Source organism: Thermanaeromonas sp. C210, from assembly GCF_013167955.1.
Classification (GTDB): domain Bacteria; phylum Bacillota; class DSM-521; order Neomoorellales; family Neomoorellaceae; genus UBA12545.
On record NZ_BLWF01000004.1, the window covers coordinates 133,414 to 154,063 of the forward strand.

The 20,650-nt window shown below is 57.2% G+C and carries 21 protein-coding genes; all 21 read right to left on the minus strand.

Annotated features, from left to right (window positions below):
* Nucleotides 1-11: 11 nt before the first annotated feature.
* The 21 genes from TAMC210_RS10945 to TAMC210_RS11040 all read right to left on the minus strand — a co-directional run bounded on the left by TAMC210_RS10945 (nt 12) and on the right by TAMC210_RS11040 (nt 20,625).
* Nucleotides 12-797, minus strand: coding sequence for a phosphatidate cytidylyltransferase (locus TAMC210_RS10945; protein WP_173298846.1), 786 nt, complete (start codon nt 795-797; stop codon nt 12-14).
* Entirely contained in the window at nt 798-1,556 is a 759-nt protein-coding gene (locus TAMC210_RS10950) for an isoprenyl transferase (protein ID WP_217267391.1), read from the minus strand.
* 79 nt (nt 1,557-1,635) lie between these two features.
* Nucleotides 1,636-1,806 carry a 4Fe-4S binding protein gene (locus TAMC210_RS10955; protein WP_173298848.1) on the minus strand — a complete coding sequence of 57 codons (171 nt, stop codon included), beginning with the start codon at nt 1,804-1,806 and terminating at the stop codon, nt 1,636-1,638.
* Nucleotides 1,807-2,036: 230 nt separating this feature from the next.
* Nucleotides 2,037-2,558 (minus strand): ribosome recycling factor, encoded by a 522-nt coding sequence (gene frr, locus TAMC210_RS10960; RefSeq protein WP_277997722.1) that lies wholly within the window; start codon nt 2,556-2,558, stop codon nt 2,037-2,039.
* Between the two features lie 39 nt (nt 2,559-2,597).
* Nucleotides 2,598-3,314 carry a UMP kinase gene (gene pyrH, locus TAMC210_RS10965; RefSeq protein ID WP_173298850.1) on the minus strand — a complete coding sequence of 239 codons (717 nt, stop codon included), beginning with the start codon at nt 3,312-3,314 and terminating at the stop codon, nt 2,598-2,600.
* A 98-nt stretch (nt 3,315-3,412) separates the two neighbouring features.
* Nucleotides 3,413-4,018, minus strand: a complete 606-nt coding sequence (tsf, locus tag TAMC210_RS10970) for a translation elongation factor Ts (RefSeq protein ID WP_173298851.1) — start codon at nt 4,016-4,018, stop codon at nt 3,413-3,415.
* Between the two features lie 12 nt (nt 4,019-4,030).
* The gene (rpsB, locus tag TAMC210_RS10975; protein WP_173298852.1) at nt 4,031-4,741 is read right to left on the minus strand and encodes a 30S ribosomal protein S2; all 711 of its coding nucleotides are present in this window, start codon (nt 4,739-4,741) and stop codon (nt 4,031-4,033) included.
* A gap of 223 nt (nt 4,742-4,964) precedes the next feature.
* Nucleotides 4,965-5,747: a GTP-sensing pleiotropic transcriptional regulator CodY gene (gene codY, locus TAMC210_RS10980; protein WP_173298853.1), complete on the minus strand. Its 783-nt coding sequence runs from the start codon at nt 5,745-5,747 to the stop codon at nt 4,965-4,967.
* A gap of 28 nt (nt 5,748-5,775) precedes the next feature.
* Nucleotides 5,776-7,161 carry an ATP-dependent protease ATPase subunit HslU gene (gene hslU / locus TAMC210_RS10985; RefSeq protein WP_173298854.1) on the minus strand — a complete coding sequence of 462 codons (1,386 nt, stop codon included), beginning with the start codon at nt 7,159-7,161 and terminating at the stop codon, nt 5,776-5,778.
* A 67-nt stretch (nt 7,162-7,228) separates the two neighbouring features.
* Nucleotides 7,229-7,753, minus strand: coding sequence for an ATP-dependent protease subunit HslV (gene hslV, locus TAMC210_RS10990; RefSeq protein WP_173298855.1), 525 nt, complete (start codon nt 7,751-7,753; stop codon nt 7,229-7,231).
* The gene (locus TAMC210_RS10995) at nt 7,754-8,692 is read right to left on the minus strand and encodes a tyrosine recombinase (protein WP_173298856.1); all 939 of its coding nucleotides are present in this window, start codon (nt 8,690-8,692) and stop codon (nt 7,754-7,756) included.
* Between the two features lie 59 nt (nt 8,693-8,751).
* Nucleotides 8,752-10,053, minus strand: a complete 1,302-nt coding sequence (gene trmFO / locus TAMC210_RS11000) for an FADH(2)-oxidizing methylenetetrahydrofolate--tRNA-(uracil(54)-C(5))-methyltransferase TrmFO (RefSeq protein ID WP_217267392.1) — start codon at nt 10,051-10,053, stop codon at nt 8,752-8,754.
* A 14-nt stretch (nt 10,054-10,067) separates the two neighbouring features.
* Complete coding sequence (topA, locus tag TAMC210_RS11005) at nt 10,068-12,170, minus strand: type I DNA topoisomerase (RefSeq protein ID WP_173298858.1); 2,103 nt, start codon at nt 12,168-12,170, stop codon at nt 10,068-10,070.
* 25 nt (nt 12,171-12,195) lie between these two features.
* The gene (gene dprA, locus TAMC210_RS11010) at nt 12,196-13,227 is read right to left on the minus strand and encodes a DNA-processing protein DprA (protein ID WP_173298859.1); all 1,032 of its coding nucleotides are present in this window, start codon (nt 13,225-13,227) and stop codon (nt 12,196-12,198) included.
* Nucleotides 13,228-13,373: 146 nt separating this feature from the next.
* Nucleotides 13,374-13,508: a hypothetical protein gene (locus TAMC210_RS13695; protein WP_256366495.1), complete on the minus strand. Its 135-nt coding sequence runs from the start codon at nt 13,506-13,508 to the stop codon at nt 13,374-13,376.
* Nucleotides 13,509-13,600: 92 nt separating this feature from the next.
* Nucleotides 13,601-14,353, minus strand: coding sequence for a type 1 glutamine amidotransferase (locus TAMC210_RS11015; RefSeq protein WP_173298860.1), 753 nt, complete (start codon nt 14,351-14,353; stop codon nt 13,601-13,603).
* Nucleotides 14,313-15,701 carry a Mur ligase family protein gene (locus tag TAMC210_RS11020; protein WP_173298861.1) on the minus strand — a complete coding sequence of 463 codons (1,389 nt, stop codon included), beginning with the start codon at nt 15,699-15,701 and terminating at the stop codon, nt 14,313-14,315. The genes TAMC210_RS11015 and TAMC210_RS11020 overlap by 41 nt, the downstream gene beginning before the upstream one ends.
* Complete coding sequence (gene murJ, locus TAMC210_RS11025) at nt 15,694-17,307, minus strand: murein biosynthesis integral membrane protein MurJ (RefSeq protein ID WP_173298862.1); 1,614 nt, start codon at nt 17,305-17,307, stop codon at nt 15,694-15,696. The genes TAMC210_RS11020 and murJ overlap by 8 nt, the downstream gene beginning before the upstream one ends.
* Before the next feature lie 110 nt (nt 17,308-17,417).
* Nucleotides 17,418-18,941: a YifB family Mg chelatase-like AAA ATPase gene (locus tag TAMC210_RS11030; protein ID WP_173298863.1), complete on the minus strand. Its 1,524-nt coding sequence runs from the start codon at nt 18,939-18,941 to the stop codon at nt 17,418-17,420.
* A gap of 182 nt (nt 18,942-19,123) precedes the next feature.
* Nucleotides 19,124-20,197: an ACR3 family arsenite efflux transporter gene (gene arsB, locus TAMC210_RS11035; RefSeq protein ID WP_254388645.1), complete on the minus strand. Its 1,074-nt coding sequence runs from the start codon at nt 20,195-20,197 to the stop codon at nt 19,124-19,126.
* 38 nt (nt 20,198-20,235) lie between these two features.
* Nucleotides 20,236-20,625: an ArsR/SmtB family transcription factor gene (locus tag TAMC210_RS11040; protein ID WP_173298864.1), complete on the minus strand. Its 390-nt coding sequence runs from the start codon at nt 20,623-20,625 to the stop codon at nt 20,236-20,238.
* Between the last annotated feature and the right edge of the window lie 25 nt (nt 20,626-20,650).

Genomic DNA, 20,650 nt, shown 5'->3' on the forward strand with positions numbered 1-20,650 from the left:
TTCACCTCTATTTAAGTAACAAATCTCCAAAAATAGTATACCACTGGTCCTACTAGAAACAAACTATCAAATCGGTCGAGGATTCCGCCGTGGCCGGGAAGAAAGCGGCCGCTGTCTTTAGCTCCGGCCATCCGCTTAATACCGGACTCTATCAGGTCGCCTGCCTGCCCGGCCGCGGCCACCAGCACCGCCAGAGGGACTAGGTGCCAGGGGCTCAGCGGCAGTAGCCGGGGGCCCACCAGCACGCCGGTGACGACCACCCCCACCAGACCGCTTGAAGCCCCTTCCCACGTCTTGGCCGGGCTCAAGCCGGGACACAATTTCCTCCTGCCCCAGAAGCGCCCGCCCAGGTAAGCGGCCGTATCGTTCACCCAGGTCAGGATCAGGCTGTACAAGAGGAGGGGGAAACCCCACTCAGGGATAAAGCGAAGGAGCAACAGGTGGCTTAAGGATCCGGACACATAGAGGAGCCCGGTGTAACTGGCAGCCGTGTCCACCAGGGAGTAGCGAGGATAAGCGAATAAGAAGACCAAAAGGAAGAGGAAGAGCGCCCCTTGCGGAAAAAAAGTGGGGAAATCACGCCCCCAGTACACCATGAGGAGCAGGGCCAGGCCGCCCAGTTGACCCCAAACCCTTAAAGGGTTGATGCCCATGCGCTGCAGCAAGTCATAATACTCCCTTAACCCCCAAAAGGATATCAGGGTTAAGAGGACCCACAGCCATAGACCCCCGGCATATGCCAAACCGATCAGGAGGGGAATGCCCACGACGGCCACCAATACCCGCTGTATCAGCACTTATTTTAATCCCCCAAAGCGCCGCTCCCGCCGGGCATAATCCTCCAGGGCCGCGAGCAGGTCTTCCCGGCGGAAATCCGGCCACAAAGTAGAAGTAACCCATAATTCCGTATAGGCCGCCTGCCACAGCAGAAAGTTGCTGAGGCGCATCTCCCCGGCCGCCCGGATCAGGAGATCAGGGTCGGGCAAACCGGCCGTGTAGAGGTATCTCTCCAGGGTATCCTCTCGGACCTCTTCCGCCCTTAACTTTCCTGCCTCTACGTCCTTAACCAGGGCCGCACAGGCGTCCACGAGCTCCGCCCGGCCGCCATAATTCAGGGCCAGATTCAAAACGAGGCGGCCATTGCCGGCCGTGGTTTGCATAGCCTGCTGTAACTTCTGCCGGGCCTCCGGCGGGAGTTCATGCAACCTGCCGATGGCCCGTATTTGCACGCCCTGTTCGTGCAGTTCCCTCACTTCCCGCTCCAAGTATTCCACCAGCAGGTTCATCAGAGCCTCTACTTCCGACCGGGGGCGCTTCCAATTTTCAGTAGAAAAGGCGTACACCGTCAGGATTTGAATGCCCCATTCCAGACAGGCCTTAACCACTTCCCGCAGAGCTTCTACTCCGGCCCGGTGGCCGGCCGCCCGGGGCAGGCCCCGCCTCAGGGCCCATCGTCCGTTCCCGTCCATAATGATGGCCACATGGCGGGGCAGGCGCTCGGGAAGGGGCTCTGCCTTTTGGTCGTCCCTCTTCTCCTTGCGCCGTCGAGGAAACAATGCCGTCAGCACTCACCCGTTACCTCCCAGGGAACACACTATAAAACAAACCCCCTCCAGGGGAGGGGGATGACCGCCATCACTCTTCTACGATGGCTTCATTGGGGCAAACTTCCATACACGTACCGCAATTAGTGCAGACATCAGGGTCGATCACAAAGATGTTATCTCCCTCCGAAATCGCCCCGCTGGGGCACTCATCTGCACATACGCCGCATGCCAGGCACTCCTCGGTAATCCGGTAGGCCATCCTTTCTTCCACCTCCTTTCGCCGGTGGCTCGATATACACAGGGGCCAGTACCAGTTCCACCTGGCCGGCTCCCACCACCCGCACCCTCACAATCCGGTTTTCACCTTCTGAGGTGGAACCTTGTTTTCGACCGGTAAACCTGATATCCACCACCCGGTAACCGGCTTCGGCAAGATCCGCTTCCGCTTCCTCGGGGGGCAGTCCCAGGTACTCCTCCCACAATTGCCCCTTAAACCTCCATAATTTCTTCTTCTTTCACGGCCAGGGCTTTATCTATAGCCTGAATATACTTGTCGGTCAACTTTTGCACTTTATCCTGGGCCCGGCGGACCTCGTCTTCCGAGGCTTCACCGCTCTTTTCTTTGGTCCTAAGCTTATCGTTGGCCTCCCGCCGGATGTTCCGCACCATTACCCGGAACTCTTCGGCCTTCTTGCGGGCTACCTTAACGAGTTCGGCCCGCCTCTCCTCGGTTAATTGGGGCAGCACAATCCGCAGCACGGAGCCGTCGTTGGTGGGGGTCAAGCCCAGATCGGACTTCAGGATGGCCTTCTCCATCTCTCCCAGGACCGAACGATCCCAGGGCTGCACCACCAGCAACCTGGCCTCCGGGGCCGAGATAGTGGCCAGCTGGTTGATGGGCGTAGGCGTACCGTAGTAGTTCACCTGTACCTTCTCCAGCAAGGCAGGGTTGGCCCTTCCCGCACGAATGGTAGCCAGCTCCCGCCGCAGTCCTTCCACGGTTTTCTGCATCTTACTTTCCGCTTCCCTGAGGATATCTTCCAATGCCACCTACCTCCCAACGTAGGTCCCTATTTCTTCGCCCATAACGGCCTTAAAGATATTACCCTTTTGTTTAATGCCGAACACGATAAGGGGAATATTATTATCCATACAGAGAGAGGTAGCGGTAGAATCCATCACACCCAACTTGCCGTTCAAAACATCCAGATAGTCCAACCCCGTGTATCTCTTGGCATCCGGATTCTCCTCCGGATCGGAATCGTAAACCCCATCTACCTTCTTGGCCATGAGTATAACCTCAGCCTCGATTTCCGCTGCCCGCAAGGCCGCCGTGGTATCCGTGGAAAAATACGGGTTGCCCGTTCCGGCGGCAAAGATGACCACCCGCCCCTTCTCGAGGTGCCGGATGGCCCGGCGCCGGATGTAGGGCTCGGCAATCTGCCGCATCTCAATGGCCGTCTGCACCCTCGTGTCCACCCCGATACGTTCCAGGGCGTCCTGGAGGGCCAGGGCATTGATGACTGTGGCCAGCATACCCATATAATCGGCCGTGGCTCGGTCCATACCTTTGGCGCTGCCCTTCACACCGCGCCAAATATTGCCGCCGCCCACCACTACGGCCACATCTACGCCTAAATCCCGAACTTCCTTGATCTGCTCCGCAATGGAGCTGATGGTGTCCTGGTCAATACCAAAACCCTGGTTCCCCGCCAGGGCCTCTCCGCTTAACTTCAATACCACCCTCTTATACTTGGGTTTGCCCATGAAGTCAATACCTCCATGACTCCCCATAATGTTTCTACACAGGCACTAAAATTCCTTTCACCGGCGGAAAAAAAGAGCACTTTCGTGCTCTTTCTTCCTTACCCCTCTATCCCTCCTTCCCCCAATTCGAACCGTACAAAGCGGCGTACCTCTATGTTCTCTCCCAGCTTGGCTATTTTTTCAGCAATCAAATCCTTTACGGTGCGCTCCATATCCTTGATGAAGGGCTGTTCCATAAGACAAGCTTCTTGATAAAACTTTTCCAGCCTGCCTTCTACGATTTTATCGAGAACCTTTTCCGGCCTGCCTTCATTGAGGGCTTGGGCTCGGAGAATACTTTTCTCTTTTTCGATGACTTCCTGGGGAACATCCTCCCGTCGCACGTACTGAGGCCGGGCAGCGGCTACCTGCATGGCCAGATCGTGGACCAGTTGTTTAAATTCGTCGGTCCGGGCCACAAAATCGGTTTCACAGTTGACCTCGATTAGGACCCCAATGCGGCCTCCGCCGTGGATGTAGGCATCCACAATGCCTTCGCTAGTAGCGCGTCCAGCCTTTTTGGCGGCTGCCGCCAAGCCCTTCATACGCAGGTATTCGATGGCCTTATCCATGTCTCCCCCGGTTTCTTCCAGGGCCCTCTTGCAGTCCATCATACCGGCCCCGGTACGGCTACGCAGCTCCTTAACGTCCGCAGCAGAGATCATAGCTCTCCTCCTTTACTCACCAACGGCTTCCGGCTGGTCCTGTCCCTGCAGGCCTTCCAACACGGCATCGGCTATCTTGCTGGTCAACAGCCGGATGGCGCGGATGGCGTCATCGTTACCCGGGATTACATAATCGATTTCATCGGGATTGCAGTTGGTATCCACAATGGCCACTACGGGTATGCCTAAACGACGGGCCTCGGCCACGGCAATGCGCTCTTTGCGCGGGTCAACCACATAAAGGGCATCCGGCAACTGCCTCATTTCCTTAATGCCGCCCAGAAAACGCTCGAGCCTCTCCCTCTCCTTGCGCAGGGTCATGGCCTCCTTCTTGGGCAGCACTTCCAGGGTCCCGTCCTCCTCCATGCGCTCCAGTTCCTTAAGGCGCTCAATGCGCCTCCGGATGGTGGCGAAATTGGTCAGGGTTCCTCCCAGCCAGCGCACGTTTACGTAGAACATCCCGCACCGCTGGGCCTCTTCCTTGATGGATTCCTGGGCTTGCTTCTTGGTGCCTACAAAGAGAATCTTGCCCCCGTTGCTGGCTGTTTCCCGGACGAAGTTGTAGGCTTCCTCAATTTTTTTCACCGTACGCTGCAGGTCAATGATATAAATACCGTTGCGCTCGGTGAAGATGTAAGGGGCCATCTTCGGATTCCAGCGCCTCGTCTGATGGCCAAAGTGGACTCCGGCTTCCAACAACTGCTTCATGGAAATAATCGCCATTAATGCTAACCTCCCCGTGGTTTTTGTACCTCCGCCGTCATCACCGGCCCAAAAGACCTTATCCGGCACCCTTTTGGGCCTCCGCCAGCGTGTGTAGTAGTACACCAGCGGTAGTATAGCATAATCCAGAGTCTACCGCAAGTTTAACCCCCCATAATAAGTAAAACCGGGGAATATCTCTCCCCGGCTTTACTGCTCCCTTGGAGACACCGATGGGCCTTGCCTAGCGGCGCAGTTTTTGCAACTCCTCCAGCAGGTTGTCGTTCAGAATGCGGATATAGGTCCCCTTCATGCCCAGGGACTTGGACTCGATGACACCGGCGCTTTCGAACTTCCGCAGGGCATTCACAATAACCGAACGGGTAATCCCGGCCCGATCGGCTATTTTGCTGGCTACCAGGATTCCTTCATCGCCGTCCAGTTCGGCAAAAATGTGCTCGACTGCTTCCAGCTCGGAATAAGACAGGGTAGCCAGCGCCACCTGCACGGCAGCACGCTTGCGCGCCTCCTCTTCAATCTTTTCGGCTTTAGAACGCAGGATCTCCATACCCACTACGGTGGCCCCATATTCGGCCAAAATCAAGTCTTCATCGGTAAACCTGATGTTAAACTTGGACAACACCAGGGAACCAAGGCGCTGGCCGCCGCTGACGATGGGTACCACGGTCGTCAACTTGTTGTTGAAAACACACCTCTTCTCGGCGTCGAACACGCAGGCATTACCCACCTGGCAGAAGTTGGCCTGGGTTTCATCAATACGGAGGAGTTGTTCGTTGTATTTCTCCGGGAAGCGCTCCGATTGGAACACTATCTCCTCCATAATGTCGCAGGTGAAACCCTCCACAAAAGCATAACCCAGGACCCGCCCGTGGCGGCCGACGATATAGGTGTTAGCTCCGAGGACGTCCCGGAGTACGCTGGCCATTTCTTGGAAATCCACTGGGTTGCCCGCGGTCTTTTGCAGAAGACGGTTGATACTGCGCGTTTTTTCCAGCAAGGTTTGCATAAATGCCAATTCCTCCTTTCAGTTGATTCTACAAGATGTAGGCCCTTACATCGGCATTCTGCAGAATATCTCCTAGTTTCTCCCGGACGTAGTTACGGTCGATAACTACCCGGTTGGGCTGCCGGTCGGGAGCTTCAAATAAGAGATCCTGCAACACCTTTTCCAGGATGGTATGGAGACGGCGTGCGCCGATGTCTTCTCCTTGAGTATTTACAGTATAAGCAATATCGGCAATTTCCGCAATAGCATCACCAGTAAATTCTAATTCTAAACCTTCTGTAGCCAGGAGAGCAGCATACTGCCGCAGTAGAGAGTTCTCCGGCTCCGTTAAGATGCGCCGGAAGTCCTCCCGGCTCAGGCTCTTGAGTTCCACCCTGATGGGGAAACGGCCCTGTAGCTCGGGAATCAGATCGGAAGGCTTGGCTATATGAAAGGCGCCGGCGGCAATGAACAAAATATGATCGGTCCTCACCGGGCCATACTTGGTCTGTACGGTAGCACCTTCCACAATGGGTAGGATGTCCCTCTGTACGCCTTCCCGGGACACATCGGGTCCCACGCCGCCGTTACGCCCGGCAATCTTATCGATTTCGTCGATAAATATAATACCATTTTGTTCTACCCTCTGTACAGCTTCTGCCGCTACTTCGTCCATATCTATGAGCTTATCCGCTTCTTCCTGGGTGAGAATCCGGCGTGCCTCGGCGACAGTTACCCGCCGCTTGCGTTTACGCCGGGGTAAAAAGTTACTTAAGGCATCCTGGAGATTGACGCCCAGCTCTTCCAGACCCAGGGCACCAAACATGAGGCCCGGGGCCGCGCTCTCTTCCACCTCTATCTCTATAACCATATCCTCCAGTTCTTTTCTCCGCAGTTTCTCCCGCAGAATGGCCCTCTCGTCTTCCGTAACCCCAGGAGCCTCTCCGGCCGGTGTCTCGCCCTCGGCCACGCCTCCGAAAATCAGCTCCCACGGGTTGCGTCCCTCCCGGCCCCGGCGCGGGCGCGGAGCTAAAAGGTCCAGGAGCCTTCTTTCCGCCAGCTTAGCGGCTTCTTTTTCCACTTCGGCCCGTTTCTCTTCCTTCACCATTCTTACGGCCTTCTCCACGAGCTCCCGGACCATGGACTCTACGTCCCGGCCCACATACCCTACCTCGGTAAACCGCGTGGCCTCCACCTTGACGAAAGGGGCCCCAACTAGACGGGCCAGGCGCCGAGCAATTTCCGTCTTTCCGACACCCGTCGGGCCGATCATCAGGATATTCTTGGGCAGAACTTCATCCCGTATCTCGGGCGGGAGTTTTTGCCGCCTGTAGCGGTTACGCAAAGCAACGGCCACGCATTTCTTGGCCTCTTCCTGGCCTATGATGTATTTATCCAGTTCGCGCACTATTTCACGAGGTGTAAGGACAGACACCCCGCCACCTCCTTACCCCTTGGCGCCGCCTCAGTCTGTTTGCGGCTTCACCCGCTCTTATGATATTCTATAATTCTTCCACTACTATATTATCGTTAGTATAAATGCAAATTGAAGCAGCAATTTTCAAGGCTTCCCGGGCAATGGTAGCGGCATCGAGCCCCGTATGGGTAAGGAGGGCCCGGGCCGCTGCCAGGGCATAGGGTCCCCCGGAGCCGATGGCCACCAGCCCATCATCGGGCTCCAGGATCTCGCCGCTGCCGGAAATGAGGAGGAGGCCCTCCCGGTCGGCTACCACCAGCAGGGCCTCCAGGCGCCTGAGCATGCGGTCGGTACGCCAATCTTTACCCAGTTCCACGGCCGCCCGCCATAGGTTGCCGTGGTATTCCTCTAGTTTGCCTTCGAATTTTTCAAAGAGGGCGAGGGCATCGGCCACGCTGCCGGCGAAGCCAGCCAGAACCTGTCCCCGGTAAAGGCGCCGTACCTTCCGCGCCCCGTGCTTAATCACGGTGTTTCCCAGGGTTACCTGCCCGTCGCTGCCCATGGCCACTCTGCCATCCCGTCTAACGGCGACCACCGTGGTCCCTTCCACTTAGGTTTCCTCCTCGGTTAAGGCTTTGCCGGCCCGGGGATGGGCCAGATCGTAAACTTCCCGCAGGCGATGGGGATTAACATGGGTGTAAACCTGGGTGCTGCTCAGCCTAGCGTGGCCCAGCAGTTCCTGCACCGCCCGCAGATCGGCGCCGCGCTCCAGCATATGGGTAGCAAAACAGTGGCGCAGGGTATGCGGGCATATACCGGCAGACAGGGAGGCCTTTCTAACATAATGCTCCAGCCGTTCCCGGATGCCCCGGCTGCTCAGCCGGCCACCCCGGTAGTTGAGGAAAAGGGCCCTCTCCGGCCGCCGTCCTTTACGCTCCAAGAGCGGACGCGCAGAACGGAGATACTCCTCCAGGGCCGCCCGGGCTGCCGCTCCCAGGGGCGCCAACCGCTCCCGCCGGCCCTTGCCCATTACCCTTAAATGGCCACCCTTTAAGTCTAAATCATCCAGGTCGAGGTTGACAAGCTCCCCTACCCGTACCCCGGACGCATAAAGGGTTTCCAGGATAGCCCGGTCCCGCAAGCCCAGGGGAGTGTGAACTGGGATTTCTAGAAGCCTCAGGAGGTCGGGATAACTAATGTACTGCGGTAGACGTTTAGGCTGCCGGGGGGCTTTGATGGTGTCTACGGGGTTGCGGTCGACTATGCCTTCCCTCAGAAGATAGCGATAAAACACCCTCAGGGACACCAGTTTCCGCGCCATGCTGCTCCTCTGTTGTCTTTGCCCGTTGAGCCAGCCTAAAAAGCGGCGGACCAGAAGGTGGTCGACCTCATTGGGATGGGCTGTGGGGCCCAGGTTTTTTTCGATAAAAGAAGCAAATTGTCTTAAATCAGTCAAATAGGCCTTCAAGGTGCCCGGCGCCGCGTTTTTCTCCCCCGTCAGGTAAGAGGCAAACTCCTCCAGGGCTTCGGCAAAGGTATTAACCCTCATTTAAGGAGGGCCTCCTTACTTAATGTATATCTTATATCAAAAAGCGCCAAAAGTGCAAGTCAATTGAGCGAAAATTCGCCGAGAATCTTCTGCCAGCTACTGATGGCCCGCCGGGAAAGAAGGAGATTTCGCTGCCGTCGCGACCGGACCCGGCGATCCAGCGGGGGCAGTAGGCCGAAATTAATGTTCATTGGCTGGAAGCGGGCCGGGTCGGCCGTGGTAATATAATGTATCAGGGCACCGTGGGCCGTATCCAGGGGCAAATCCAGGGGCTCCAGACCCTTTATTAACCTCACGGCATTGATCCCGGCCACCAGCCCCATGGCGGCTGATTCAATGTATCCTTCCACCCCTATGAGCTGGCCTGCCAGAAAGATTTCCGGGCGCCCCTTAAGCTGCAACGTGGGCGTCAGCAAGCGGGGAGCATTAATGTAGGTGTTCCGGTGCATTACGCCGTAACGCACGAATTCGGCCCGGGCCAGGGCGGGAATCAGGCGAAAAACCCGCTCCTGTTCTCCCCACTTAAGGCTGGTCTGAAAGCCCACCAAGTTATACAGCGTGCCCTCACGATTGTCCTGGCGCAGCTGGACCACGGCAAAGGGCCGCTTCCCCGAAACGGGGTCCACCAGGCCCGTGGGCCGCATGGGCCCGTAGCGCAGGGTTTCAGGCCCTCGCCTGGCCATCTCTTCCACCGGCATGCACCCTTCGAAATAGATTTCTTGTTCAAAGGGGTGGGGGGTATGGCGCTCTGCACGAAGGAGGGCCTGGTAAAAAGTATAGTATTCTTCCTCCGACAGGGGGCAGTTTAAATAATCCCCCTCTCCCCCGCCGTAACGGGAGCCCCGGAAGACCTTGCTCCAATCCAGGGAATCGGCGGTAACAATGGGAGCCGCCGCGTCATAAAAATAGAGATATTCCTCTCCGGTCAGATCCTTAAGGGCCTCCGTAAGGGCTGGCGAGGTCAAGGGGCCGGTGGCCATGATGACCACCCGTCCGGCGGGTATCTCCTTTACTTCTTCCCGGATTACTTCAATGGAAGGGTGACCTTCTATGCGGGCCGTGACCTCCCGGCTGAACCCTTCCCGGTCCACGGCCAGGGCCTTACCAGCCGGAACCCGATGCCTGGCAGCCACTTCCATCAAGAGGGAACCTGCCTGACGCATTTCCTCTTTCAGCAGGCCAGCCGCATTCTCCAGCTCGTCGGAGCGGAGGGAATTGGAGCAAACCAGCTCGGCCAAATAGCCGGTCTGGTGGGCGGGAGTGGTCTTGGCAGGGCGCATCTCCCAGAGCTCCACCTTTATTCCCCGCGAGGCGGCCTGCCAGGCCGCCTCACTGCCGGCCAAGCCCCCGCCTATGATCATAAGGGTATCCGATTTCACGGTTGTCCTTCCCCCTGCCTTGGCATCTTTTCTTCGTAGCCACAGCCCTGTTGGGGGCAGACCAGGCGGACCTCGCGTCGGTTGGCCTTTTCCACCAGGCGGCTGCCGCACCGGGGGCAGGAGCTCTCACTTGGTTTGTCCCAGGAAATATAATCGCACTGGGGGTAATTCCTGCAGCTGTAAAAGCGGCGCCCCTTTTTGCTGCGCCTTTCTACAACCTCCCCGCCGCACCGGGGACAGGATACACCTATAGCCGTAAGCAGGGGCTTGGTAAAACGGCACTCGGGAAAACCCGGGCACGCCAGGAACTTGCCGAACCGGCCCTGTTTTACCACCAAATTGCGGCCGCATATCTCGCACTTTTCCTCGCTGACCTCTTCCGGCAGTTCAATAACCCCGATCTTGGCCTCGGCCTGTTCCAAGACCCGGCTGAAGGGAAGATAGAATTCCTCCACCACCTGCCGCCAGGATAGCCTGCCTTCTTCGATCTGGTCTAACTTGGCCTCCATGTGAGCTGTAAATTCCACGTCGATGATATCGGGGAAATGCTCCTTTAAAAGGTCTACCACTACGCGCCCCAGTTCGGTGGGGACCAACTGTTTCTGCTCCCGCACCACGTAGCCCCTGCTCAAAATAGTCTCAATGGTGGGGGCATAGGTGCTGGGCCGGCCGATGCCCAGCTCTTCCATGGTTTTCACCAGGGTTGCCTCGGTATAGCGGGGAGGCGGCTGGGTAAAATGCTGCTTGGGATCGAGGGAAACCAGGGTCAGGATCTGGCCCGGTACCAGCTCCGGTAAGCGCTCCTCTTTCTCCCCTTCTTCCCCGTCCCTGTCCTCCCTGTATAGCTTTAGGAAACCAGGGAACTTAACCACCGAGCCGCTGGCGCGAAAGAGGTATTCCCCGGCGGCAATGTCCAGGGTAACGGTATCCAGCACCGCCGCTTCCATCTGGCTAGCCAAAAAGCGTTCCCATACCAGGGCATACAGGCGGTACTGGTCCCGCGTAAGATACCCTTTAATGGATTCGGGGTCCAGCCCCACGGAGGTCGGCCTAATGGCCTCATGGGCGTCCTGGACGTTGTCCTTGCGGGCGCTGTATTGCCGCCTTTCCCGCGGAACATAATCGGGCCCGAAATGCTCCTGCAGGTAGTGGCGGGCTTCCTCCTGGGCCACCTGGGCTACACGGGTGGAATCCGTGCGAATGTAAGTGATGAGGCCCACCCTACCCCATTCCGGGCCTAGATCGACGCCTTCGTAAAGCTGTTGGGCCACCTGCATGGTGCGCCGGGTAGTAAAATTCAGCCGCCGCGAGGCTTCCTGCTGCAGAGTGCTGGTGGTGAAAGGCGCCGGTGGATTCTTGCGCCGTTCCTTTTTCTTGACCTCCACCACTTTAAAGGGTACACCGGCCAGGGCGGCCAGCACCCGGTCCATGGCCTCTTTGTTAGGGATGCTAACGGCCTCGTCCCGGTATTTGTGGAGCTTTGCCGCAAAGGCGGGCCCTTCTTCCCCTTTCAGCCACGCCGTTAGGCTCCAATATTCCTCGGGTTGAAAACTTTGGATCTCCCTCTCCCGGTCCACGATTAACCGAACGGCCACCGACTGCACCCTTCCGGCGCTCAACCCCTTCTTAATTTTTCGCCAGAGAAGGGGGCTAAGTTTGTAGCCCACCAAGCGGTCCAAAACCCGGCGGGCCTGCTGGGCCGCTACGCGATCCTGGTCAATAGCCCGTGGTTTCTTAATGGCCTCCAAGATGGCCTGGCGCGTAATTTCGTTGAATTCTATCCTGCACTGGCCGTCCGGCAGGCCTAGAAGGTGCTGCAGGTGCCAGGCAATGGCTTCCCCTTCTCGGTCCGGATCCGGCGCCAAAAGCACCTTGTCGGTCTTCTGGGCCGCCTGCCTCAACTCCTTGACGATCTCCCCTTTGCCACGGATGGTAATATAATGGGGTTCAAAGCCGTTTTCGATGTCGATACCGAATTGGCTTTTGGGCAGGTCCCTTATGTGGCCCATGGACGACTTGACTAAATAGCCGCGGCCCAAAAATTTGCTTATAGTCTTGGCCTTGGCCGGTGATTCTACTATGACCAGCGTTTTAGCCACTTTTTTCACCTCTGCTGACACCGGGCTAACAACGCGAATATAGTCCCCCTGGCATCCTCGTGACGAGGCCCTGCAATTCTAAGAAGGTGAGGGCGACGTTTATTTCTCGGGCAGGCAACCCCACAGCGGCCACCAGCTCTTCCACCGCTGCCGGCACGTCACCCAGGGCGGCCAGAACCTTCTCCTCTGTGGGGGACAGCTTAAAGCCGCCTGTCCTTTCCCTCCGTTCCGGGAGAGCCGGAGGGCCGTAATCGGAAAAATATTCCTCCAGGATGTCCTCTACACCCGTGACCAGTTTCGCTCCCTGTTTAATCAAGTTCAGAGTTCCCTTGCTCTGAAGGCTGGTAATGGGCCCCGGTACGGCAAATACATCCCGCCCCTGCTCCAGGGCAAAATCGGCCGTTATAAGGGCCCCGCTCCTTTCCCCTGCCTCCACCACCACCGTTCCCGGGCAAAGACCGCTTATAATGCGGTTGCGGGCCGGAAAGTGATGCCTCTCTGGAGGCGTTCCCGGCGGCAGTTCCGACAATATAAGCCCCTCCCGGGCTATCTGTTGGAAGAGGGACGTATTTTGACGGGGATAGATTACATCCACCCCGCACCCTAAAACGGCTATAGTCTTGCCTTTGCCCTGGAGGGCACCTCGATGGGCGGCGGCGTCTATACCTACCGCGAGTCCGCTCACCACGGACACCCCTTGTTCCGCCAGTTCCCGGGCCAAAGCCTGGGCCACTTTTAACCCATAGGCTGTAGCCCGCCTGGTGCCCACGACGGCCACTTTAAGGTTTTCCAGGAAATCTAAACTTCCACGATAATACAACACCGGAGGCGGATTGTAAATGTTTTTTAGCTCCTGGGGATAAACAGGGTCGGAAAATAGGAGAACTCCCACCCCCGAACCGGTGAGATTATCCCATAGCTCTGCCGGACGGACTTTACTCCGCCAGTCCAGCAGTCTTCCGGCCCCTTCTCCCAACCAGGTCAGGCTGCGGAGTTCCTCCTCACCCGCCCTCCAGGCTGCTTCCGCGCTGCCGAAGTGTTCGATAAGCTGCAACATTCTGCGTCCTCGCAGCCCGGGGCATTGATGTAAGGCTACCCAGTAACCCCGGTCTACATTTTCATAACTCAACTTTCCCTGTTCCCCCTACCGAATATTCGCCTTACGGGGCCGAGCCCTGCAGAAAAAACGGGTCCCGCACTTGCCTAAGGGCCTCCACCGGCGGGCTTGCCCTCCTGTTCCTTACCGCCCTTTTTCTTATCACCAATGGCCATTAAGAGGAGAACGAGGAAAAAAACCTGTAACACTAGTGAACTCAGGGCCGCCAACATTTTAAGCATCAATCCCACCCCCTGTTAAAGGATGCTGCTCGCCATACCGCACCCGGCTTATAGAAGAGCCACCGCTCCCGGTAGCCGCAGCCTACGGTATGTTAACCTCCCTTCCTCCTACCCCGGCCGAACCGCCGCAGAAGATTCTCGTTGGCCTCCCACTCCAGTTCATCATTCAGAGGAGCTAAAGGGACCTCGCCGTAACGCTTCTGCAGCGCCAGGGCCAAAACGTAATCGGCCAGATGGGGATTCTTGGCCAGAAGCGGTCCGTGAAGATAAGTGCCGATGACCCTCCCGGAAATGCAACCTTCGGTGCCGTCTGCCCCATTATTTCCAAAACCGAACACCACGTGGCCCAGGGGTTCTGCCTGCCCGTCACCTTCGAGAAAAGTGCGGCCCCCGTGGTTTTCAAATCCGACCACCGGCCTAGGGTCGCCCAGGCGCGGAGCGCGAATAGCTATGTTACCCTTCAGGCGCCGGTTTCCCGCTTCCGTATATACCGGCAATAGGCCCAGTCCCGGAAGAATATTACCTCCTGCGGTGCGGTAATAGCGACCGAAGAGCTGGTACCCACCGCATATAGCCAGCACCGCAGCTCCTTCTTCCACGGCTTCCCTCAGCCAGGGTCCTTTGGTGAGCAGATCCCTGGCCGCTACACCCTGCTCCTGATCGGGGCCTCCTCCCAGGAAAAACAAGTCGTATAGTTTGGGATCCAAAGGGTCCCCTAAGGAGAGACCGGTTATTTCTACTGCTATACCCCGCCACCGGGCGCGACGGTAAAGGACGAGGATATTGCCGCGGTCCCCGTAGAGATTAAGCAGGTCGGGATAAAGGTGGCATATATGCAGCTTCACTGTGAGCTCCCATCCCCTTGAGCAAACGGCGGCAAAGGGCGAGATTAGTATAGGTACACAGTATAATAAGGTTATCAACCGGTTCCCGGGTGGCCTCGCGCAGGGCGGACTCCAGGTCGGGAATCACTTTTAAGGCCTCAAGGCTTACCCCGCTGTATTTCAGACAAACGGCCATATCCCACGCCCTAAGGCCGGAACAAATAATCCGCGAGTAGAGGGATTTGAGCAGGGGTTCCAGGTCCACGTCCCAAAGCCAGGATACGTCGCGACCGTCGGCCGCCAGGTCGTTGATGGCCACGATATATGCCGCCGGCCGATTCCCCGCGACCGTCCGCAGGGCTTCAGCCATCCCCACGGGATTCTTGACTAGAACCAGAACACCCTTCTTGCCTGCCAGCCGGAAACCTTCTATGCGTCCCCGCCCCGGGCGAAAATCCTTCACTACTTCCCGTATTACCGAAGGCTCTACTCCCAAAAGCATTCCTGCACTGCTGGCCGTCAAGACGTTATAAGCATTATAGACACCGGGAAGGGCACTCGTCAACCTTATACGGCCGCCGTTAAAAACAAAATGGAAAGAAGAACCGTTTTCATCCCAGAGGAAGTCCTCGGCCCGGAAGGCCGTTTCCGGACGCGCCCAGTCACAGCGGGGGCAGCGATAGGATCCCAAGTGCCCGTAATGGTAATAGGCGTACTCCAAAGGCACCCGGCAGGAGGGGCAGAGGTGCCCCTCCTGCACATCAGCCGGGCGGGTTCGGCTAAGGGGGGTGCGCTCCAACCCGTAATAAAAAACTCCCTTTCTGCCGCGCCCCAAAGAGGCAACTAATGAGTCGTCCGCATTAAGGAGCAGCCGGGCCTCGGGCACCTGAGCCAGGGCCCCCTTTATCGATGCGGCCAACTGTTCTAATTCATGGTACCGGTCCAGCTGATCCCGTAGAAGATTGGTAACTACCACCAGGTGAGCGGGCACTTGTCCCAAAACTATACCCAAGCTACCTTCATCCACCTCTAAAACCGCTGCGCGGCCGTAACCTTTAGCTTTTGCCCCTTTGAGCATGGCCGTAGCCACCCCAGCCGGCATATTGGCTCCTTCGCCATTGTACACCACCTGCCAGCCCTGGGCGGTCAAGAGCTGAGCCAGCAAGTTGGAGGTGGTAGTTTTGCCGTTGGTACCGGTAACGATGACAATGGGGTTTAAGCCCCGGGCGAGGTGGCGCAAGAGGCCCGGGAACACCTTGAGCGCTATACAGCCCGGCAGGGACGTGGCATCCCGACCTGCCAGGCGACAAAGGAGGGCCGCCAGGCGGCCCAGGAATACTGCCAGCGAACAAAGTAGAAGATTAAACATCGCGAGTTTTCTGCCCCCCTACCGGCCGGGTACGGCGGACGCGCCGCCTAAGTATTCTCCATAAGTGTTCTAATTCCTCCATGCGCCAAACCCAGGCCAAACCCAAGTAAAGAACGGCCCCCAGCCCTATCATAACTAAAAGTCCAAGCCCTTCCCGTACAACTTCGAAGTCCGGCCAGCCCAGGGAGATCCGCCCGGCCAGGAGCTTTAAGACCACACCCATTACCAAAGCGGCTCCCAGGCTGCGCGCCAGGGTGCGTCCTACGGCGCTGAAGTCCACGGGTACAAAACCCCGCCGGCGTAGATAGTAGTAAAGGAGGAAAGCATTAAACCAGCCGGCTAGGGAATAAGCCAGGGCCAGGCCCCTGACCCCCCACAGGGGGCCTAAAGTAAAATTAAGGCCGGTGCCCAAGGCGAGGGTGAGGAGACTGGTTTTCAAGGGCGTCCTCGTGTCATGCAGGGCATAAAAGGCGCGGGCCAAAATCTCATAGGCACCGTAGGCGGTAATACCTAAAGCATAATAAGTAAGGGCGCCGGCGGTGAGGAGGGTATCCTGGCGCGTAAAACGCCCGTGCTCAAAAAGCACCCTGATCACCGGCTCTCCTAATACCGCCAGCCCTACCGTGGCCGGCAGGGCCAGAAAAACAATCGTCCTCAAGGACGTGACCAGGTAGCTGCTGAAGGTTTCACGTTCCTCCTGTGCCGCCAGCCGGGTTAGGGCCGGTAGCAAAGTAATGCCTATGGAAGTGGCAAAAAGCATGGGAACCATGACCACCCGGCTGGAAATAGTCAGGGCGTTAATGGAGCCCTGAGGCAGAAAAGAAGCGATGAAGGTCTGGTTGATAAAAAGATTGATCTGGGCGATGGACAGACCCAGGGCCACCGGTAACATAAGGTGCCCGATCCGCCTGATGGCCGGATGGTGAAAGTTAAGGGACCATGTGTAACGTGGCTTAAGGCGCCCCACACCCCAGATCTGTACCAGGAAGTTAAGAAAGGCGCCTATCAGAGTGGAAACCGCGAAGGCCGCAATACCTAAAGGCTGGGCCAGGGCAATGCCGAAAATAATAATGGCCGCATTATATACGAGAGGCCCGATAACCGTCCCGATAAAGGACTGGTAGGCGTATTCGGTTCCCATGAGGACCCCATTCAGGGAGTGGAACATTATACTGATCAGACCGATGCGGGTCAAAAAGGCGGTGTAGGCTACTTGCTGGTCGTCGAAACCGGGGGCCACCAGGCGCACCAGGGACGGCGTAAGGGACATGCAGAAGAGGATGGCCAGGCCCACCAGGACCAGCACTATATTGAAGGCGATACTTACAACTTCCCAGACCTCTTTCTCTCTTTTCTCAGCCAAATAAGTGGACAGCACGGGGATAAAGGCAGAGCTTATCCCCCCTCCCACTAAAACCAGGTAAATGGTGTCCGGAATAACGAAGGAAGTATTGAGCATATCCGTCAGGCGGTTCTGGCCAAAGAGGGTGGAGATAGCCGTGTTACGCAGAAAGCCCAGTATGCGGGACACCATCGACGCAGCGGTCATTACCATGGCCCAATGGGCCAAACCCAGTTCCACTCGGGCCGTCACTTTTTCTGTCACCAGCCAACCTTCCCTCGACTTCTACCTGAAGTACCGCCTTCATTTTTGCCGGGCTAAAGGTATTTTAACCCCTTTGAGGCCGCAAAAAAAGAGGGGGCTGGCTGAAAGGTTCAGCCTCCCCATACGGAACGGTATTGAAGGGCCTCGGCCAGGTGGTGTTCCTCAATCATCTCCGCTCCCTCCAGATCGGCAATGGTGCGGGCCACCTTGAGGAGGCGGTCATGGCCCCGCATGGACAAGGCGAGCTTGTTAAAGGCCGAACGCAACAGAAGGCGGGCTCCACGGGTAAGGCTACAGCACTCACGCACCTGGTGCCCGCTCATTTCGGCATTGCAGCTGAGGCCCCAGGGGGCCAGGCGTCGACGCTGCCGCTCCCTGGCTTCCGTCACCCTATGGCGGACCACCCCGGATGGTTCCGCCCACTGTTGGGTTTCAATTTCCCGGTACTCGAGGCGCCGCACTTCTATGTGGAGGTCAATACGATCCAGCAGAGGGCCGGACAAGCGTTTGCGATACTGGGCTATCTGGTAGGGGGTACAAGTGCAGGTGTTCCTCTCATCAGCGAAGTAGCCGCAGGGACACGGATTCATACTTCCCACAAGGATAAAATTGGCAGGGTAGGTAATAGCTGCCGCCACCCGCGCCACGGTGACCACCCGGTCTTCCAGGGGCTGGCGCAGGGCTTCCAGGACATCCCGGCGAAACTCCGCCATCTCGTCCAAGAAAAGAACACCGTAGGTGGCCAAACTAACCTCACCGGGCTTGGGAATCCGGCCGCCGCCGATAATACTGGCCGTGGAAGCAGTATGGTGAGGGGTGCGGAAGGGCCGCTCTGTCACGAGCCCCTGGCCCGGGGCCAGGAGTCCGGCTGCGCTGTAAATCTTGGTCACCGTTAAGGCTTCTTCGTAGGTTAAGGGCGGCAGAATGGAAGGTAGACTCCGGGCCAGCATGGTCTTCCCGGCCCCGGGGCTTCCGATAAGAAGCACGTTATGGCCGCCGGCTGCGGCTATCTCTAAGCCCCTCTTGGCGGCTTCCTGCCCCTTGATTTCCGCCATGTCAACCCCGGCGGTAACCCCAATTGGCCCGGCCGGATCTGCCGCCTCGACTACGGGAAGGTCTCCCTCTCCCCGCAGGTAGGCCACAACCTCCACCAGAGTCTCGGCCGCCATTACCCTCAAACGGCTGGCCAAGGCGGCTTCGTTAGCATTGGCCGACGGCACAATAAAAGTAGCCCCCGGCTCAATCTCCTGCAGTGCCAGGGCCATAGGCAAGACTCCGGGAACGGGCCGCAGGCTTCCTTCCAAGGAAAGCTCGCCGACGGCATAGACAGCCGTTGCCTTCTCGCCGCTCAGCTCACCTGCGGCGGCTAGAATACCTAGAGCTATCGGAAGGTCATAGATGGGGCCCTCTTTTTTTATGTCGCCGGGGGCCAAGTTAACAATAATGCGCCGTAGAGGAAACTCGAAACCGGAGTTTTTGAGGGCTGCTCTAACTCTCTCCCGGGCCTCCCTCACGGAAGGGTCGGGGAGGCCTACAATCTCAAAAAGGGGCAGGCCGTTGCTAATATCGACCTCTACCCTTACCTTTTGCCCCTCCAGGCCCACCAGGACTACGGAGTTAACAATGGCCAGCATTTGGAACCCCCGATAAGTCGGCAAATGTACCGGTTATATATCCAACATTTGCTATTCGCCGGCAGACGCGGGAGTTCCTGCTCAAGGTGGTAAAAAAAGAAGAGACCCCGTTTGGGGTTCTTCCGCTATCCCTGTTTCCGGCTTACTTACGCCCCCTTCTCCGTTCGATTTTCCGCCTTTTTTCAGTTCCTGCCCGGTACCGCTCCATAGTACCGTCGCTGGAAGCTTAAGGCTACGTTAACCAACCCGATCATCACCGGCACCTCAATCAGGGGACCGATGACCGCCGCAAAGGCCTGGCCGGAGTTGATGCCGAATACGGCCACGGCCACGGCGATGGCCAGCTCAAAGTTGTTGCTGGCGGCGGTAAAGGAAAGGGTTGTCGTCTGTTCATAGTTGACCCCCAGCCGCATGCTGAGGAAAAATGAAATCAAGAACATGAGGACAAAGTAGCAGATCAGGGGAATGGCTACCCTGACTACATCCATGGGCAAGGAAACAATGTACTGACCCTTAAGGGAAAACATAACCACAATGGTAAACAACAGGGCGATTAGCGCTAAGGGGCTGATCTTGGGGACAAAGGTTTTTTCGTACCATTCCTTGCCGTGGGCCGGCATCAGGGTAAAACGGGTGATGACCCCGGCCACGAAGGGGATGCCCAGGTAGATAGCCACGCTGGTGGCCACTTCGCCGATGGAGACGTGGACTTGCATCCCCTGGAAGCCCAGCCATCCCGGTAGAAGGGTGATGAAAATATAGGCGTAAATTGAATAAAAGATAACCTGGAAGATGGAGTTCAGGGCCACCAGGGCGGCGGCGTACTCGGCATCGCCCCTGGCCAGGCTGTTCCAGACGATGACCATGGCGATACAGCGCGCCAGGCCGATTAATATTAGCCCGGCCATGTATTCCGGGTAATTGTGTAAGAAGATAATGGCCAGGATAAACATGAGAATGGGGCCGATAATCCAATTCTGGACGAGGGACAGGGCCATAACTTTGCCGTTGCGGAATACCTTGCCTATTTCCTCGTATTTCACCTTGGCCAGGGGCGGGTACATCATCACGATAAGGCCGATGGCGATGGGGATGGAAGTTGTGCCCACCGACATTTTATTCAGCGCATCCGCGACCCCGGGTACCATGTAACCCAAGGTCACACCAAAGGCCATGGCCAAGAAGATCCAGAGAGTTAAAAAGCGATCCAGCAGGGATAACCTCGCCACAGGTTGACTGTTGTTTACCGCTGCCATTAACTATTAAACCTCCTCGTAGCTTTTATTTTGCACAACTAACCATCCATCTCTTTACTGCTCATCTTCCGGAACGAGCGGCAGGCAACCTTGGGGTTTTCAAGGAGCTGCTGCAGTTTCTCGTAATCAACCCTAAACTCCTTCTTATCCGCAAGGGGTACATCCAGGTAGTCCAGCCAGCCCTGAAGGACTGCGGCCAGTTTTTCCTTATTGAGGTGGTAGAACACCCACTGGCTCACTTTTTCCTCCCAGACCAGGTCGGCTTCCTTTAGTACCCGCAGGTGCTGTGATATTGCCGGCTGGGTAATTCCTAAAATCTCTTCCAGCTCGCAGACGCACAGCTCCCCTTCGGTCAGCAAGGCGATAATCCTGAGCCGCAGATGCTGTCCCAGGGCTTTAAAGACCTTTTCCCAATCCTTTAATGTCACCCCCTTCACCCCCCTCTAAATAAGC

Bases quoted from the DNA above. Each gene is read 5' to 3' on its own strand.
- TAMC210_RS10995 (WP_173298856.1), bottom strand. From the start codon at position 8,692: ATGAGGGTTAATACCTTTGCCGAAGCCCTGGAGGAGTTTGCCTCTTAC.
- tsf (WP_173298851.1), bottom strand. From the start codon at position 4,018: ATGATCTCTGCTGCGGACGTTAAGGAGCTGCGTAGCCGTACCGGGGCC.
- trmFO (WP_217267392.1), bottom strand. From the start codon at position 10,053: ATGATCATAGGCGGGGGCTTGGCCGGCAGTGAGGCGGCCTGGCAGGCC.
- arsB (WP_254388645.1), bottom strand. From the start codon at position 20,197: ATGGCAGCGGTAAACAACAGTCAACCTGTGGCGAGGTTATCCCTGCTG.
- TAMC210_RS11030 (WP_173298863.1), bottom strand. From the start codon at position 18,941: ATGCTGGCCATTGTTAACTCCGTAGTCCTGGTGGGCCTGGAGGGGCAA.
- frr (WP_277997722.1), bottom strand. From the start codon at position 2,558: ATGCAGAAAACCGTGGAAGGACTGCGGCGGGAGCTGGCTACCATTCGT.
- rpsB (WP_173298852.1), bottom strand. From the start codon at position 4,741: ATGGCGATTATTTCCATGAAGCAGTTGTTGGAAGCCGGAGTCCACTTT.
- TAMC210_RS10955 (WP_173298848.1), bottom strand. From the start codon at position 1,806: ATGGCCTACCGGATTACCGAGGAGTGCCTGGCATGCGGCGTATGTGCA.
- pyrH (WP_173298850.1), bottom strand. From the start codon at position 3,314: ATGGGCAAACCCAAGTATAAGAGGGTGGTATTGAAGTTAAGCGGAGAG.
- dprA (WP_173298859.1), bottom strand. From the start codon at position 13,227: ATGTTGCAGCTTATCGAACACTTCGGCAGCGCGGAAGCAGCCTGGAGG.
- codY (WP_173298853.1), bottom strand. From the start codon at position 5,747: ATGCAAACCTTGCTGGAAAAAACGCGCAGTATCAACCGTCTTCTGCAA.
- TAMC210_RS13695 (WP_256366495.1), bottom strand. From the start codon at position 13,508: ATGCTTAAAATGTTGGCGGCCCTGAGTTCACTAGTGTTACAGGTTTTT.
- TAMC210_RS11020 (WP_173298861.1), bottom strand. From the start codon at position 15,701: ATGTTTAATCTTCTACTTTGTTCGCTGGCAGTATTCCTGGGCCGCCTG.